At 59.2% G+C, this 15411-nt stretch carries 16 protein-coding genes and 1 riboswitch; of the genes, 7 read left to right on the top strand and 9 right to left on the bottom strand.

Features of this window, described 5'->3' with window-relative positions; genetic code table 11:
* Positions 1–69 precede the first annotated feature (69 nt).
* Positions 70–1656, bottom strand: coding sequence for a CHASE domain-containing protein (locus RSE16_05455; GenBank protein WRH76912.1), 1587 nt, complete (start codon positions 1654–1656; stop codon positions 70–72).
* A gap of 171 nt (positions 1657–1827) precedes the next feature.
* Entirely contained in the window at positions 1828–2391 is a 564-nt protein-coding gene (locus RSE16_05450; protein WRH76911.1) for a TMEM165/GDT1 family protein, read from the bottom strand.
* A 12-nt stretch (positions 2392–2403) separates the two neighbouring features.
* Positions 2404–2599, bottom strand: a riboswitch (yybP-ykoY riboswitch).
* 33 nt (positions 2600–2632) lie between these two features.
* Here RSE16_05450 and RSE16_05445 point away from each other — a divergent pair.
* A complete protein-coding gene (locus tag RSE16_05445; GenBank protein ID WRH76910.1) occupies positions 2633–3061 on the top strand; it encodes a DUF1801 domain-containing protein in 429 nt (142 codons plus the stop codon).
* A gap of 7 nt (positions 3062–3068) precedes the next feature.
* On the opposite strand, the gene RSE16_05440 is transcribed toward RSE16_05445, so the two are convergent.
* Both RSE16_05440 and RSE16_05435 read right to left on the bottom strand, forming a co-directional pair.
* Positions 3069–3209 (bottom strand): hypothetical protein, encoded by a 141-nt coding sequence (locus RSE16_05440; protein ID WRH76909.1) that lies wholly within the window; start codon positions 3207–3209, stop codon positions 3069–3071.
* Between the two features lie 115 nt (positions 3210–3324).
* Positions 3325–4122 (bottom strand): class I mannose-6-phosphate isomerase, encoded by a 798-nt coding sequence (locus tag RSE16_05435; GenBank protein ID WRH76908.1) that lies wholly within the window; start codon positions 4120–4122, stop codon positions 3325–3327.
* A 110-nt stretch (positions 4123–4232) separates the two neighbouring features.
* Here RSE16_05435 and RSE16_05430 point away from each other — a divergent pair, with 110 nt between their 5' ends.
* Complete coding sequence (locus RSE16_05430) at positions 4233–6317, top strand: malate synthase G (GenBank protein WRH76907.1); 2085 nt, start codon at positions 4233–4235, stop codon at positions 6315–6317.
* Between the two features lie 21 nt (positions 6318–6338).
* Entirely contained in the window at positions 6339–7481 is a 1143-nt protein-coding gene (locus tag RSE16_05425; GenBank protein ID WRH76906.1) for a glutathione S-transferase family protein, read from the top strand.
* Between the two features lie 3 nt (positions 7482–7484).
* Here the strand turns inward: RSE16_05425 and RSE16_05420 are convergent, their stop codons facing one another.
* Positions 7485–8654, bottom strand: coding sequence for a M48 family metallopeptidase (locus RSE16_05420; GenBank protein ID WRH76905.1), 1170 nt, complete (start codon positions 8652–8654; stop codon positions 7485–7487).
* Between the two features lie 72 nt (positions 8655–8726).
* Positions 8727–9677 carry a thioredoxin-disulfide reductase gene (trxB, locus tag RSE16_05415; protein ID WRH76904.1) on the bottom strand — a complete coding sequence of 317 codons (951 nt, stop codon included), beginning with the start codon at positions 9675–9677 and terminating at the stop codon, positions 8727–8729.
* Between the two features lie 167 nt (positions 9678–9844).
* Between trxB and RSE16_05410 the strand changes: the two genes are divergently transcribed.
* Positions 9845–10162, top strand: coding sequence for a 2Fe-2S iron-sulfur cluster-binding protein (locus RSE16_05410; GenBank protein ID WRH76903.1), 318 nt, complete (start codon positions 9845–9847; stop codon positions 10160–10162).
* A gap of 19 nt (positions 10163–10181) precedes the next feature.
* On the opposite strand, the gene RSE16_05405 is transcribed toward RSE16_05410, so the two are convergent.
* Complete coding sequence (locus RSE16_05405; GenBank protein ID WRH76902.1) at positions 10182–11447, bottom strand: nucleoside transporter C-terminal domain-containing protein; 1266 nt, start codon at positions 11445–11447, stop codon at positions 10182–10184.
* A 4-nt stretch (positions 11448–11451) separates the two neighbouring features.
* Positions 11452–12252 (bottom strand): NUDIX domain-containing protein, encoded by an 801-nt coding sequence (locus tag RSE16_05400; protein ID WRH76901.1) that lies wholly within the window; start codon positions 12250–12252, stop codon positions 11452–11454.
* 95 nt (positions 12253–12347) lie between these two features.
* On the opposite strand from RSE16_05400, the gene RSE16_05395 reads away from it, so the two are divergent.
* The 3 genes from RSE16_05395 to RSE16_05385 all read left to right on the top strand — a co-directional run bounded on the left by RSE16_05395 (position 12348) and on the right by RSE16_05385 (position 14529).
* Positions 12348–12926 (top strand): sigma-70 family RNA polymerase sigma factor, encoded by a 579-nt coding sequence (locus RSE16_05395; protein WRH76900.1) that lies wholly within the window; start codon positions 12348–12350, stop codon positions 12924–12926.
* Entirely contained in the window at positions 12923–13846 is a 924-nt protein-coding gene (locus RSE16_05390) for a hypothetical protein (GenBank protein WRH76899.1), read from the top strand. The genes RSE16_05395 and RSE16_05390 overlap by 4 nt, the downstream gene beginning before the upstream one ends.
* 74 nt (positions 13847–13920) lie before the next feature.
* On the top strand, positions 13921–14529 hold the full coding sequence (locus tag RSE16_05385; protein WRH76898.1) for a DUF4126 domain-containing protein: 609 nt from the start codon (positions 13921–13923) through the stop codon (positions 14527–14529).
* Here the strand turns inward: RSE16_05385 and RSE16_05380 are convergent.
* Entirely contained in the window at positions 14526–15392 is an 867-nt protein-coding gene (locus RSE16_05380; GenBank protein ID WRH76897.1) for a murein L,D-transpeptidase catalytic domain family protein, read from the bottom strand. The genes RSE16_05385 and RSE16_05380 overlap by 4 nt on opposite strands.
* Positions 15393–15411 lie beyond the last annotated feature (19 nt).

The following is a 15411-nucleotide window of genomic DNA, read 5'->3' as shown; positions in this document are numbered from 1 at the left end:
GGGGAACCTTTGCGCGAGCCACTGTTGCGGCGCGGCTAGCAGGGGGCGCGGCGCCGTGCAAGGCTGGCGCTAAGGCACAGGGTGCGGAAAGGGAAAGCGGATCGCATAGCGCAATCCTTCAGCCGTCATCGAAAGTTCGCCTGTGCCAAGCAACTGTTCGGGCACCATGGTTTCCAAAAGGCTGCGCCCAAAGCCCTTTTGCGATGGGAGATCCGCCGGTGCCGAGGCGCAGACTTCCTGCCAGACCAAATCGATCGAACCGTCGATCAATTGCCAGTCCACCCTGACCCTGCCATCGGCCGTCGCCAGCGCGCCATGTTTTGCGGCATTTGTCGCAAGTTCGTGAAACATCAAATGGATGTTCTGCACTGCGTCCGCAGGCATAGAAATGTCTGGGCCATTGCAGGCAATCTGGTCGCTTGCCGGAAGTTCAGCCTCCAACACGGCGCGCAGCGACGCGGATTGTTGGCGCCCGTCGGTCAGGGCATCGGCAGCCTTTGCCAATGCGCGCATCCGGCCCGAAAAGCTGCGCAGCCCTTCCTGATCATCGCGCCCCAATGTTTGCGAAGCCAACGCAAGCGCAACCATATAGGCGTTTTTCACCCTGTGCGCGAGTTCACCGGCGATGATCTTCAGCTGTTCCTCAGCCTCGCCATGTGCGATCAAAGCCTTCTGCAACCGTCGGTTGCGATCAATCAGATATAGCGCGATGCCAACAATCGCCAGCAGCAGCAGCATGGCGGCCATGCCCGCCGCAAAACCCCGCTGGATGGCGGCATCGTCCTGCGCGGGACGGGCATAGGCGACTTCCCAGATCCGGCCGCCAAATTTGACCTGCCGGGTCGAAACCGCGCGCATTGGTGCCCAGCTGTCGCTTTCAAAAAGCAGGCCACCACCTGTTCCCGGGCCGACATCGGATATGCGCAGCAACCCGGTTGGGCCGGACTCCTGCACACCGCCGAGTAGATCCTTCACCCGATAGGATATGCCAATATAGCCGATCAGGCTGCGCTGATCCCGCACCGGCGCATAGAGCACCACAGATTTTTCGCCAGGCAGTTGAACCAAAGACAGCGGCGCGGTTGCCGTGACCCTGCCGCTTTTGCGTGCATCGGCCAAAGCAGCGCTGGGGATTGGCATGCTGTTCAGCGCCAGCCCGATAGAGGAGCGGTTGGCATAAGTTCGCGGAATGATATCGGCGATCACGACCAGTGGCTTGTTCTGCTCGGCCGGTGTCAACGATCTGCGCTGACCGCCAAAAAGCTGGACAGGACGCCCTGCATTTTCCGCAAGCACGGGAACGGCCGACGCTTGGTCTGCAGGCGTAATCAGCGGCGCCCAAACAAACGAATAGACGTTGCCGATATAGTCTAGAAGCCTCTCGTCGATCGTTTCAAGTTCACCATCAAATAGCAGCGCAGCCGGACGATAGGCAGCCGCAGCGGCCTCGGTAATGCTTTCTCGCATGCGCAGGCTGATCCGCAGCGTCGACGCACTGCTATCGACTGCCCGTTCGAATTTGATCCGGTTGAGTGCCTGTGCTTCGCGATATTCACGGTAGCCTACCGCGAACGATATGACCAAGATGGTGATACCCAACCACAGCCACAGCGAAGTGGCCCAGACGGGTTTGGGAGCAACTATGTCCGGCCGCATCGACAAAGTATGAACTCATCACCTTGGCTATGCAATCGAAGTTCGCCGAGTTGAAGGAACGCCGTGCAAGTGAGGTCGTTACCGGCTTTAGGGCCGCGCTTGGTTCGGGCGGTCAGGAAACTGGCGCTGGTAGGCAAACAGCAGAGCAGAGGGCAACGCGTCCTGCGCGCATCAGATCAAGGCAGCGATCTGCCAAAGCCCGAGCACAAGGAAAAGCAAAGCTGCCGTCCAGCGCATGATGTGGAGCGGCACACGCTTCACCAGTTCCTCGCCCAGATAGACGGCGGGCACATTGGCGATCATCATGCCAAGTGTCGTCCCGGCGGCAACCCACAAAACCGATTGATATTGCGCGCCCAGTGCGATGGTCGCGACCTGTGTCTTGTCACCCATTTCGACAATGAAAAAGGCAATCGCGGTGGTCAGAAACACGCTACCCCTATGCGCGACATCGCCTTCATCCTCATCAATTGTGTCAGGAACCAGCGTCCACAACGCCATTGCGACAAAACCCAATGCCACCGCCCAGCGGAACCAGGGCGCGTCAAGCAGGCCCGCCACCTGCTGCCCGGCAAAGGCCGCCAACGCGTGGTTGAGCAGTGTTGCTGCAAATATCCCCGCGATAATGGGCAGCGGCGCGCGAAAGCGTGTCGCCAGTACGATGGCGAGCAGCATCGTCTTGTCACCGATTTCGGCAAAGGTGACGACCGCGGTCGAGGCAAGAAAGGCTTCCATTCGGATTCTCCGGGCCGGACAGGAAACAGACACAATGTCACCGGCCACCCCTGTCCGGCCGGAACAGGTCGCCAATGCCATTGGTCTCGCCTTGAGCGACAAGCCTTTCGACAGTCGCCGCCCCTTATGCGCCATGACCTCTCGGCCAAATATGTTGACACACAACCCGTTCCCAAAAACGGCTGGCTACTCCCCAGTTGACGCGCTAGCCTCTAGTCGAGCGGCTGAAAGGAGGCAAGCCATGACAAAGGCGGAAAACAAGACGCAAGCGACTGTGGCGCGCGTCGAAGATTTTGTCACAGGCATAGCGGACGAAAATCAACGCGCGGATGCGCGCAGCCTGATCGCACTGATGACGCGGTTAAGCGGTGAACCTGCGACAATGTGGGGGCCGTCGATCATCGGTTTCGGCCGCTACCGTTACCGCTACAACAGCGGCCGGGAAGGCGAAATGTGCCGGATCGGATTTTCGCCGCGCAAGGGACAGACGGTGCTGTATCTGATTGACGGCTTTAAAGGCCATGCTGAACTGATGGCCAAACTCGGCAAGCACAAGACCGGTAAGTCGTGCCTCTATGTGAAACGGCTCTCGGATATCGATCTGGTGGTGCTCGAAGACATGTGCCGGTCTTCGCTTGCCTATATGGCGGCGGAATATCCGGAGAGCTGATTAACGATCAGTTGACGTCACTCTTGCCGCGTCCGGCTTGCCGCCGTTGGAAGGCGCGCTTCTTGCTTGCCCAACGTGCATAAATGACGATGCCAATGAGTGCCATTGCGCCCAAAATAGCGAACCCAACAATTTCGCGATTTTCCATCTAAACTCGTTTACCCGATGAGTGGCAGGTCATTTGCCGACCTTTGTATATTCAAGGCACTTAGGTCACGCCTGCTGACCGATCAAGTATTCAAAATGCATATAATTCCCAAGGATCAAGCCTCAGCCGCACGTGCGACCAGCAATGTTGCATTCGGGCCGGGGACAACCGGTGCAAGGCTATCGAGCAAAAGGCATTCCCCTGGCCCTGCCGCCACACCACCAATTTGCGTTTCACCCTTGATCGGGATAACCCAAAAAGGACCATCGCCGTTGATCCGGGCAAGTGCAGATGTGCTGTTGACATGGTCAAGTTCGAAAAACGGTCCATCGACCAGCCGCATATTCCCTTCTGCCCGTCCAGACCGGGCATCGGCATAAGGCGTCGCCTTCGACACCGCGACCCCATCATCCAGATGAAGTTCGCGCGGACGGCCATAATCATACAGCCGATAAGTGATGTCGGCATATTGCTGCACCTCGACCAAAGTGATGCCCGCGCCGATCGCATGGACGGTTCCTGCCGGGATGTAAAAGAAATCCCCCGGCCGCACCGGTTTCCAGTCCATCAACTGCTCAATCTCGCCCGCAAGCGACGCGGCACGCAATTCGTCAGCCGACATAGGCTGCAATGTGCCCATGCCGAGTACTGCACCGGGCTTTGCATCAACGATATACCAGCATTCCTCCTTGCCCGAAGGCAGGCCGCGCTGCTGTGCCTGCGCATCGGAAGGATGCACCTGAATCGAGAGCTTTTCCGATGTAAACAACCATTTGACAAGGATCGGCAGCGGCGCGCCATCGGGAGCCTCATACCAGATCTCGCCAATCTGGCGTCCGCCCAAATCACCAAAGGTTGCGGGAACATCGATGCGTCCCCAGGGCTTTTCCACGAAATGCTTGTCGAGTTTCATGACCTTCGCCTAACAAAGATTTTCCGCTTTTGCACCGCCCAAACTAACGCTAGGGGATTGGCATAAAATAACTCTCCCCAGGCGCCATTGTTCACATTGGAGCCAAATAAATGACAGCATATACCAACCGCGCCGGCCTTCAGGTTGCAGAAGCGCTCGTCCGCTTTGCAGAGGAAACGGCGCTGCCCGGCACCGGCGTCGAAGCAAGCCGTTTCTGGCAGGGTGTTGCCGACATCCTCGAGCGTTGCGCGCCTGTCAACCGGGCGCTGCTGGCCCGGCGCGACGAAATCCAGACGCAGCTTGATAACTGGCACAAGGCAAATCCCGGTCCGATTACCGACATGACGGCCTATCAGAAATTCCTGACCGAGATCGGGTATCTTGCTCCCGCACCTGTGGGCTTCAAGATTGGTACGCAGAATGTCGATGCCGAAATCGCGACCATGGCCGGGCCTCAACTCGTCGTTCCGGCGCTCAACGACCGCTTCGTCCTTAACGCCGCCAATGCCCGCTGGGGTAGCCTTTATGACGCCCTTTACGGCACCGATGTGCTGGACGCGCCGCCTGCGCGACCCGGCGGGTACGACACGGCACGCGGTGACGCCGTGATCGCCTATGCCAAGGCGTTCCTTGATGATGCCGTGCCACTTGCTTGCGGCAAGTGGGCCGACTGGGACGGCGGCGATTTGCAACTGGCCAACCCTGCCATCCCCATCTTGCGCCGCGGCAGCGATATTTTGCTGCGTAACAATGGTCTTGGCATCGAGATTCGCATCGACCGCAACCATCCGGTTGGCAAAACCGACAAGGCCGGGATTGCAGACGTCATCCTCGAAGCTGCACTTACCACCATTATCGATTTGGAGGATTCGGTCGCTGCCGTCGATGCTGAAGACAAGGTGAAGGGCTATAGCAACTGGCTCGGTCTGATGCGGGGCGATTTGACCGCCAGCTTCGACAAGGGTGGTTCCACCATGACCCGCGCGCTGGAGGATGATCGCGAGTGGGACGAGGAACTGCTCCACGGCCGTTCGGTGATGTTTGTGCGCAATGTCGGACATTTGATGACCAATCCGGCGGTGCTCCTGCCCGACGGCAGCGAAGCGCCCGAGGGGATACTCGACGCGGTTTTCACCTCGCTCTGCGCGATGCATGACCTGCTCGGGCTCGGCAAATATCGCAACAGCCGCGCGGGCAGCATCTATATCGTTAAACCGAAACAACACGGCCCCGATGAATGCGCCTTCACGAACGATCTTTTCGATGCTGTCGAAGACCTGCTCGGTCTTGATCGCCACACGATCAAGGTTGGCGTGATGGATGAAGAACGGCGCACCAGCGCCAATCTGGCTGCTTGCATATATGCCGTGCGCGACCGGATCGTCTTCATTAACACCGGCTTCCTTGATCGCACCGGTGATGAAATGCACAGTGCGATGCAGGCCGGCCCGATGATCCGCAAGGCCGACATGAAAGCAAGCGCCTGGATCCACTCCTATGAAGCACGCAATGTAGCCATCGGCCTTGAATGCGGGCTTTCAGGTAAGGCGCAGATCGGCAAGGGCATGTGGGCAATGCCTGATCTGATGCGCGCAATGATGGAGCAGAAAATCGGCCATCCCAAATCGGGTGCCAACACCGCATGGGTCCCCTCACCTACCGCCGCGACCCTGCACGCAATGCACTATCACAAGGTTGATGTGTTCGAAGTGCAACGGGAACTGGCAGACAGGGAAACCCCGTCGCTCGATGCCCTGCTGACCATTCCTGCCGCACCGCGCGGCCATAACTGGACTGACGAGGAAGTGCGCGAAGAACTGGAAAACAATGCGCAGGGCATATTGGGCTATGTCGTGCGCTGGATCGATCAGGGCGTCGGATGTTCGAAGGTTCCCGACATCCACGACATCGGCCTGATGGAAGACCGGGCGACGCTGCGCATTTCATCGCAGCATATCACCAACTGGCTGCTCCATGGCGTGTGCACGCCCGATCAGGTTGATGCCGCCTTCGCCAAGATGGCCGCCAAGGTAGATGCGCAAAATGCTGGCGACCTGCTCTACGAGAAGTTGGAAGGCGATAGCATCGCCCTGAAGGCCGCGCGGGCGTTAGTCTATGAAGGCGTCGTCCAGCCCAGCGGCTATACCGAACCACTGCTGCACAAATACCGGCTGGAAAAGAAGGCAATGGCCTGAAAATCCAAGGAGAGGAAATGAATGACCTATATTCTGTGGGGATCACCCCATTCGCTTTATACCGGAAAGATCCGTTCTTATTTGATCAAGAAGGGCGTGCCCTATCGCGAGCGCTGCCCCTCTGACCCTGACTTTGCGGCGCATGTCGGTCCAAAGGTCGGATTGGCGGTGATACCGGTTCTTGAAACCCCGCAGGGCGAGCTGATCCAGGATAGCGGTGCAATGATCGCTCGGCTCGAAGAATATCTACCCGAACCGCAGGTCGACCCTGTAACGCCCGTCCAAAAGCTGGTTTCGTTGCTGTTCGATGCCTTTGGCTCAGAACATTTGTTACCCACCGCCATGCACTACCGCTGGTCCTACCGCGCGGAACAAGAAGAGTTTCTGCGTGCCGAATTTGGCCGGACAATGAAAGCCGATGTCGGACGTGCCGAACGCCGCGAGGCAGCAGCCCGGACCATGTCCTTTTTCAACGGCTTCTTACCAAATCTCGGAGTTTTTCCGGAAACCGCTCCTGCAATCGAAGCGGCCTATCTGGATATGATCGAGGCCTTGGACGAACATTTTCAATGGCACCCCTATCTTCTGGGCGGACGTCCAAGCTGTGCAGATTTCGGGATGATGGCACCATTGTTCGCGCATCTGGGGCGGGATCCGGTTCCGGCAGGGATTATGAAAGCCAAAGCGCCGAACCTGTTCCGTTGGACCGAGCGCATGAATAGCGCTCCGATCACCGATGGTGAGTACCCGAGTTATAACGATAGATATACCGAATCTGATACGGTTCCGGAAACGCTGGAAGCGGTCATGAAGATCGTCTTTGCCGATTGGCTGCCCGGCCTGATTGTCGACGCACATTGTTTCAATGATTGGTCAGCCGACAAGCCGAAGGGCGAGATTGTGTCGGGTAGCGGCAAGCGCCAGGTCCACCCCAATATAGGTTCGGTCGAGTTTTCATGGCGCGGTATAACCTACCGTCGCGGCAGCCAGCCACATATGCTTTGGATGCTGGCAGCCGCGCAAGAACATTATCGCGCCATGACGCCAGCAGACCGCGCTTCCGCCGACGCCCTGTTGAACCGGACAGGAGGATCCGACGTGCTCGCACTCAAGCTAAACCGGTCGATGGAACGACGGGCGAATGTACTTGTTCTGGCCGACTAGCCGTTAATTGCCGGACTTCTCCATCGCCTTCGCCTTCCATTCCATTGCATTGCGCACGCGCCATTCAACGCTGGGATGGGTGTAAAAGATTGCTTCCTGCAGCGCACTGGGCCGTGGGTAGCGATATTCGGCGGTTTTGACCAAGGCGCTGGCCAGCGCATCGGGCAGGTTAACATGGCGCAGCGAGTAATTGTCTGCCTCGCGCTCGCCTTGGCGGACGACGGCGTTCATCACCGGCTGGGCGAGCAGCGACAGCAAGCCGACTATGAAAATGAGCACCGGCAAGCCCTGTGGGTCACCAATGCCAGCATTGCTGCCAAACGCCCTCGCAAAACGCGGGAACAACCGGTCGGCAAGGAAGAAGAAGGCAATGGAGAGCAGCACAAGCACACCGACCATCCGCCAGATATGGCCGCTGACATAATGCCCGATTTCATGACCGGTCACGGCCTTCACCTCGTCCAGCGAGGCGCCTTTCAGCGCAACGTCGGAAATCGCGATGCGTTTTGATCCAAAAAGGCCAGAGACATTGGCAGTGAAATTGTTCGACTGGCGCGAGCCGTCATAGACAAAAATCCGGTCGGCAGGGATGCCCGCCTCTGCCGCCATGTCGACCAGCGCGGCTTTTACCGGGCCATCCTGCAGCGGTTTATATTCGTTAAACAAGGGTTCTATCAGTACCGGTGATAGGATCATCGTTGCTGCCCCTGCAAAAGCCGCCAGCCCGCCTGACCATAGCCACCAGCGTTTTCCGGCCTTGCGGATCAGCGCATAAATGCCGAGAAAGAACAGCGCGCCAAGCAGGCTGGAAATCACGGTTCCGATCGCATCCTGCATCAGAAAGTCGGAAAGCGGCTGGCTAGTGCGACCATAGGATTTCTCAAAACCCCATTCTTGATAGATGCCCCAAGGCAGACCGATAATCGCAGAGGTAAGGAAATAGGTAAGGCCGACCAGCCAAATGCGCAGCGACCAGCCGCGCTTTTCAAGCCTGACCGCTACTCTGTCGAGGATACCGGTGCGGACAATAATCCAGGTAACAACTGCCGAGACAAAGAAGCCCCAGAGCAGCATCCAATGACTTGCGCTGGTATAGTCTGCCGCCTTTTGCAGCGCCTCAGGCCCAAGACTATCGATATAGCGCGCGGTTTCCGCTGCCGGATTGAATGCCATTTGCTTCCCCCATTTAAACTGTATTGCCGATACAATACAGCAGGGGTGATAAAGTCAAGCCTGTTGGCGCGGTCAGCCCAATGCGTCGATAAACCGTTCAGCATCAAGCGCAGCCATGCAGCCCGTACCCGCACTGGTGACCGCCTGGCGATAGACATGGTCCATCACATCGCCACAGGCAAAGACGCCGGGCACGCTGGTTTCCGTGGCCTGCTGTTCGGCGCCGCCGCGCACCTTGATATAGCCGCCGGCCATATCGAGATGACCTTCGAAAATCTGGGTGTTGGGCTTGTGCCCAATGGCGATGAAGACACCGTGGAGATCAATATCCTCTGTCCCGCTGCCGTCGGTCGCGGCGATACGCATGCCGGTTACCCCGGTTGCATCACCTAGCACTTCATCAAGCCTGTGGTTCCACTTGATCGTGACCTTGCCTTCGGCTTCGCGCGCAAAGAGGCGATCCTGCAGGATCTTTTCGGCTTTCAACTTGTCGCGGCGGTGCACCAGCGTCACATGGCTGGCGATATTGGCAAGGTAGAGCGCTTCTTCAACCGCAGTATTTCCGCCGCCGATCACCGCCACCGGCTTTCCGCGATAGAAAAAGCCGTCGCAGGTCGCACAGGCCGACACGCCCTTGCCCATGAAGGCCTGTTCTGATGGCAGCCCCAAATATTGGGCGCTTGCGCCTGTCGCGATGATTATGGCGTCGGCAGTATAGTCGCCTGCACCTCCGGTGAGCACGAGAGGCCGCTTCGAGAAATCGACCTTTTCGATATAGTCATGCTCAATCCGTGTTCCGAAGCGTTCGGCGTGCTTCTTCATCCGCTCCATCAGTTCAGGGCCCATTACGCCTGCATCGTCACCTGGCCAGTTGTCGACCTCTGTGGTCGTCATCAACTGTCCACCGACTTCTACCCCGGTGATGATCATCGGCGAGAGATTGGCACGCGCCGCATAGACGGCGGCGGTGTAGCCTGCCGGGCCGGAGCCGATGATGATGACGGAGGCGTGACGATCGGACATTTGGGCGATTCCTTGCTGATTGGCGACAGCACATAGGCAGCGCAGCGGCTGCGGCCAAGCCCTGCCTAAAACTATCCACAATAAGTCACACCAAAAAGAGGCTTCCCTTCCCGACAAGCGCCTTATATCAGGCCGCCAAATCCGTGATCGAACAGGGGAGTTAAAGCATGCCCACCATTACCGTCATTGCCCGCAACGGTGAAGCCCGCGACGTCCAGGCCGAAAATGGTCTGTCACTAATGGAAGTGATTCGCGACAATGGCTTTGACGAACTGATGGCGCTGTGCGGCGGCTGCTGCAGCTGCGCGACTTGCCACGTCTTTATCGATGCTGGTTTTGCCGACAAAGTGCCGACGATGAGCGAGGACGAAAACGACCTGCTCGATTCGACCGACAGCCGGAACGACCAGTCGCGCCTGTCGTGCCAGATCCCAGTCAGCGATGCGCTTGACGGCCTGACCGTCACCATCGCGCCAGAGGATTGATCGCAGTTTTTCAGCAGACCTAAACCGCCGTCACCAGTCCGATGACGGCGCCGGTCATGGCTGACCCCAAATTGCCTGCAATCCAGCTTTTCATGCCAAGCGCAGCCGCTTCGCCGCGCCGTTCGGGGCAGAGCGTGCCGATAGTTGAAACCAGCAGGCCGAGGCTCGCCAGGTTGGCGACGCCGCACAGCGCATAAGTGACAATCAGCATCGAACGCGAGCCAAGCGTGCCCGCAGGCAATGCCGCAAGATCCAGATAGGCGACATATTCGTTGAGAACCGCCTTGGTGCCCATCAGCGCCCCAGCGGTTCCAGCCTCTTCCCATGGCACGCCGATTGCCCACATCAACGGCGCGAACAGCCAACCGAAGATACGGCGCAGCGTCAATTCCTCTCCACCCACGAGCGGCAAGATGGAGAGCATCTGATCAACAAGCGCAACCAGCGCAAACACCACAATGATCACCCCGATCACCGCGAGGAACAGCTGCACACCATCCATCGTGCCGCGGATGATCGCATCGATACTGCTGTCATAACGCAGACTGCTGTCTTGCGGGTTGGTCGCGGTCTTGTCATCGCCCGGTACCATCAATCGCGCAATCAGAACGGCTGCTGGCAACGAGATGAGCGAGGCTGAAATCATATGGCCAACAGCATCAGGTACGGTCTTCGACAAGGTCGTCGCATAGAGGATCAAGATCGCGCCCGAAATGGTCGACATGGTTAGCGCCATCACCATGAACAGTTCGGCGCGGCTCATCCGTTCGAAATAGGCGCGCAGCACCATCGGTGCTTCGACCACACCAAGGAAGATATTGGCCCCACCGCCCAACCCGACAACGCCGCTGACCCCCATGGTTCGCTGCATCGCCCAGCTAAGCCCCCGCACGATCCAGTCAAGGATGCGCCAATGCCACAGCAGCGCCGAGATTGCCGAAAAGACGATCACCAGCGGCAATATCTGGAAGGCGATAATCAGCGGCGGTTGCACACCATCTTTCAGATCGAACGGTATGGGCGCGCCGCCCAAATAACCGAACATATAGCTCGATCCGACAAGCGTCGCCTTTTCGATCGCCTGCACCGCATGATTGGCAAAGCCAATCATGTCCCAGACAAAGGGCACGCGCACGATCAGCAACGCCAGCCCGATCTGCAGCGCCAAGGCACCTGCAATCCAGCGCCAACCCGGCCGCGCGGTCCGGTCTTCGGAAAGGCCCCAAGCAAGCAGCAGAACAAGCGCAATGCCGATCAGCCCCTGAAATTGCAGCAGCCAGCCCACCCCTTTAACCGCGCAGTGCGGAGGTTATTGCCTCAGCCGTTACCGGATAGCCGAAGCCTTCGGGAATGCAGATATGCGTCACCCCGTCGCGTTCCTCGACATAAGTGAGCATGAGTTCGGAAGGATATTCCGCAGCATGGGCTGCCGTTTCGGCAAAGCTTTGGAACAGCGCCAATCGTTCAAGGTTGCGCACCGTGGGAAAGATCGCCTTCACCTCCTTGCGCGCCAACCGATCGAGCACGCCCTGGGCGCTATCCCAAAACAGCATCCGGTTTTCGGTATTATCGACCACTGCGGGCAAATGCGTGTCGCCTGCATCGAGCAGGTAAAAACGCGTGTCGAACACCCGCGTTTCCATGCTCGGCGGACGCCAGCGCGCCCAGGGGACGAGTTGGTCCAGCCGTGGCGTCCAGCCATAGTCGTCACAGATTTCCTTGAGGCTCGCGCCATCGTGCAACGCTGCCCGTGCTTCGGCGCAATCGGCAGGATTGCTGACCCCGTCCAACGCGAGGGCAAGCCCTGCCTCCTCGATTGTTTCGCGGATGACTGCCAACCGCGCTGCGGCTTCATGCAGATCTAGGCCATGATCGAGAATGCCGGCAAAGGCGCGGTCATGATCGTCTACCTTGCCGCCCGGAAAGACGACCGCTCCCCCGGCAAAGACCATCGATTTCACCCGTTCGACCATCAGAATCAATGGCGGACCCCCCTCGGGATTGTTGCGGAAAATCACCATGGTGGCAGCGGGAGTCGCAGGCGACAACACTTCGCCAGTAACGGGATGGATCAGTTTTTCATCGGACATCGAACGCCTTGCAACACTAAAAGGACGCGCTGACAAGCCATGATTTTTTACACGAAGGGTTTTGGCAATCCGCGCGTTATAGGAGGTGACAGGCCATGACGAGTAAAGCAGCCCCCGTGCCGGCATCGGCACATGAAAGCGACGACGCGCTGATGGCGCGCGTAGAGGCGCGTGATAGGGATGCGCTGCGCCAGCTGGCCGAACGCCATGCAGAGCTGCCCTGGCGTATCGCATACCGCATGCTGGCAGACCCGACGGAGGCAGAGGATGTAGCGCAAGATGCACTTTTGCGACTGTGGCAATTTGCCGACCGGTGGCAGCCCGGCGGCCCTGGCGTTGCCGCATGGCTGACCCGCATTGCCACCAATGCCAGTCTCGACAGGTTGCGGCGGCGGCGCTTCGTATCTGACGGGGCGTTGCCAGAACGCCGCGATGAAAGCCCGTTGGCCGATAGCGCAATCGAAACCAACCAACTGCGCGCTGCGGTTGCTGCTTGTATTGAAGCACTGCCCGATCGCCAGCGCGCGGCGGTGGTGCTGACCTATTATGAGGAACAACAGAACCGCATCGCGGCAGAGGTTTTGGCGATGCAGTTGAAAGCATTTGAATCGCTACTGTTCCGGGCGCGCGCCAGCCTGCGCAGCTGCATCGAAGGCAAAGGCGTCACCGCATGAGCGATGCCGCTTTCCCATCACATATCACCGCCGCGCTTGACCGGTTGTCGCCACCTCCACTGCCCCGGGGCTTTGCCGACCGACTGGTTGCACGGATCGAGGCAGGCGACCTTCCCGCAAACGTCGAAGTAGGCAGCACGCCTCCACCGTTCTCGCGCCGCCATGCTGCCGGCGTCTGGCGGCGTTCGGGCCGATTGGTGATGGCCGTCACCGCGCTGGGGATCGCCTCTGCGACCGCCTCTGCCTCCGGCGCCTTTGGCGATCCGATCTATGTCCCGGTCGTCAGCGAGACGCTGGCAAAGGCAAAATTCGTCGAACTACCATCACAAGTCGCCGCTGCGCCAAAAGTGGAAAGCAAAACGATCAAAGCCCCAGCGCCGGCTAGGGACGTAGCGCAAATTCCGGTAGCCGATCCGATCAAGGCACGACACGCACTGCGCGATCTGCACAAGCGTTTGCGCGCCAATCCCGAATTCCGCCGACTGCCGCCCGATGAACGGCGCGCAATGGCAAGGCAGGAAGTGCGCGCGATGATCGACCGTGGCGAAATTAGCATTGATGACCTCAAGGCCAGCGCGGCTATGATGCAGGCACGGCGGGCAGAGGTGATCGAGGCACGGCGCAACTCAATGGCCGAACGCCGGGCGACATCCGCCCAGTCATCATCGTCGCTGATCGATCCAACGCCTCGCCTGCGTCCTGATCCAGAGCGGGTGGCTGCGCGGCAGGCGGCGTGGCAGGCGATGCCTGTCGATGCGCAGCAACGGCTGCGGGAACTGCGCGCACAGTTGCGCGATGCACCGCCTGCCGAGCGCCCGGCGATCCGGCGCGAGATGCGACAAATCTGGCAAAGTACCCTAAACAGGGATGCGTTGCTGCCGGAGGCGTCCGCTGAAATGCCGGAAACCGAATATCGGTAACGTCCCTAGGTTGCTAGTTGATTGGCATAATGGCACCATTGCCCGATCCAGACCTTGTTTCAGGGAGAGGCCGGATGGGAATTGTCGAACTGCTTGGCCTTGCAGCCAGCGTCAGCCTGTTATCCGGGTGGCGGCTGTACCTCACCGTGTTCGCCACCGGCCTTGCGATGCACTTTGGTTATGTTGACCTACCCGAAAATCTGAAAATGCTGGAGGCACTCGCCAATCCCTGGGTGATCGGGACCGCAGGTGTCGGGGCGGTTGCCGAATTTTTCGCCGACAAGATCCTCTGGCTCGACTCGATCTGGGACGGGCTGAACACATTGATCCGTCCGCTCGGCGGCGCGCTACTTGCCCTCGCGGTTGTCGATGCCGGTGATCCCGTCTGGCAAGTGATCGTTTTCCTTTTGGGCGGTGGGGCAGCCTTTGCCAGCCATGCGACCAAGGCAACCGCGCGCGCAGCGGTGAACACCAGCCCCGAACCGGTCAGCAACATCGTGCTATCCACCGTAGAGGACGTCGCCACCGGCAGCTTGCTTGCGCTGGCCTTTGCCAATCCGGTTGCCGCAGCGGTCATCGGGATCACGCTGCTTGGCTTGTCGATCTGGGGGTTGTTCGCGGCGCGGCGGATGTTCCAAAAATTGCTATCGCGCGGATCGGCAGCGCGATTACCTGATATCTAGTTCCCGGTCCCGGGGGCGAAAATCACTTCGCCCTGCCATGGTGTGATCGGCCTTACGGGCAGAAACTGCTGCCGCCAGGCGGCGCTGTCCTTGCCCAGCCCCGCATAGAGGAATCCGCCATCGCGCAGCCGATCATAAAGCCGGTCACGATGGTGCGGTTCAACGACAAAACAGCCTTCGCTCGTCCCCGGCTTACCGCCGCGTGCCGCGACATGGCTGTAATGGAAATAGCGCCGCCTTTCGGGGGCATAGCTGTGGACGACAATGTCGCGTGGCCGCATCGCGCTGTTCGAAGGGTCCAACCCGTCAAGCCGCAACGACAGGCCGTTGCGACCGCGATACAGTTCGGCACCGCGCGCCGCTCCGAGCGAGGACATCCAGCTTTCTTGGGCATTGCCGAAGGCGGTAGCATAGCCATCATCATCGGGGTCTGATCCGATTCCATGTGCGACGACAATCGGCGTATCGATGCCATCGCCCTTTTCGAGATCGACAATGTAGAGCCGGGGTTCGGTGCTGTGCCGTGCGAAATCGACCACGACTATTTCCGCAGGGCCGATGCCGCTGCCGCGCTGGCAGACGTGCAGGTCATAACTTGCCAGCGCCTCTTCCAGCAACGCACGGTCAAGGCGGCGGGGCGGGGGGGCGGGCACGGACATTTCGGCAGAGGTCGCAGGCGTAGCCGGCATTTCAAGGTAAAGCAGCGCTAACTTTTGGCGCCGCTCGGGCAGCGCAGGGCAGGCAAGGCGTCGCGGCATGGGGGTTATAACGGCGGCAGGTTCTCCCGTGCCGGGCACGAACTGAATTTCGGATTGCGCAGGCAATGGTTGCGCGTCAACCGGCGCGCCAAAGGCTACCAACATTGCGCCGAACGAAGCGGCG

This window comes from Sphingobium sp., assembly GCA_035196065.1.
Lineage (GTDB): Bacteria > Pseudomonadota > Alphaproteobacteria > Sphingomonadales > Sphingomonadaceae > Sphingorhabdus_B > Sphingorhabdus_B rara.
Note: the sequence above shows the minus strand (reverse complement) of the source record. Positions and strands in the feature narration are given on the sequence as shown.

Excerpts from the sequence above, each read along its gene's own strand:
- RSE16_05410 (WRH76903.1), top strand. The coding sequence starts at position 9,845 with ATGCCCACCATTACCGTCATTGCCCGCAACGGTGAAGCCCGCGACGTC.
- RSE16_05420 (WRH76905.1), bottom strand. The coding sequence starts at position 8,654 with ATGGCATTCAATCCGGCAGCGGAAACCGCGCGCTATATCGATAGTCTT.
- RSE16_05395 (WRH76900.1), top strand. The coding sequence starts at position 12,348 with ATGACGAGTAAAGCAGCCCCCGTGCCGGCATCGGCACATGAAAGCGAC.
- RSE16_05385 (WRH76898.1), top strand. The coding sequence starts at position 13,921 with ATGGGAATTGTCGAACTGCTTGGCCTTGCAGCCAGCGTCAGCCTGTTA.
- RSE16_05430 (WRH76907.1), top strand. The coding sequence starts at position 4,233 with ATGACAGCATATACCAACCGCGCCGGCCTTCAGGTTGCAGAAGCGCTC.
- RSE16_05455 (WRH76912.1), bottom strand. The coding sequence starts at position 1,656 with ATGCGGCCGGACATAGTTGCTCCCAAACCCGTCTGGGCCACTTCGCTG.
- RSE16_05390 (WRH76899.1), top strand. The coding sequence starts at position 12,923 with ATGAGCGATGCCGCTTTCCCATCACATATCACCGCCGCGCTTGACCGG.
- RSE16_05440 (WRH76909.1), bottom strand. The coding sequence starts at position 3,209 with ATGGAAAATCGCGAAATTGTTGGGTTCGCTATTTTGGGCGCAATGGCA.
- RSE16_05445 (WRH76910.1), top strand. The coding sequence starts at position 2,633 with ATGACAAAGGCGGAAAACAAGACGCAAGCGACTGTGGCGCGCGTCGAA.
- RSE16_05435 (WRH76908.1), bottom strand. The coding sequence starts at position 4,122 with ATGAAACTCGACAAGCATTTCGTGGAAAAGCCCTGGGGACGCATCGAT.
- RSE16_05450 (WRH76911.1), bottom strand. The coding sequence starts at position 2,391 with ATGGAAGCCTTTCTTGCCTCGACCGCGGTCGTCACCTTTGCCGAAATC.
- trxB (WRH76904.1), bottom strand. The coding sequence starts at position 9,677 with ATGTCCGATCGTCACGCCTCCGTCATCATCATCGGCTCCGGCCCGGCA.
- RSE16_05380 (WRH76897.1), bottom strand. The coding sequence starts at position 15,392 with ATGTTGGTAGCCTTTGGCGCGCCGGTTGACGCGCAACCATTGCCTGCG.
- RSE16_05425 (WRH76906.1), top strand. The coding sequence starts at position 6,339 with ATGACCTATATTCTGTGGGGATCACCCCATTCGCTTTATACCGGAAAG.
- RSE16_05400 (WRH76901.1), bottom strand. The coding sequence starts at position 12,252 with ATGTCCGATGAAAAACTGATCCATCCCGTTACTGGCGAAGTGTTGTCG.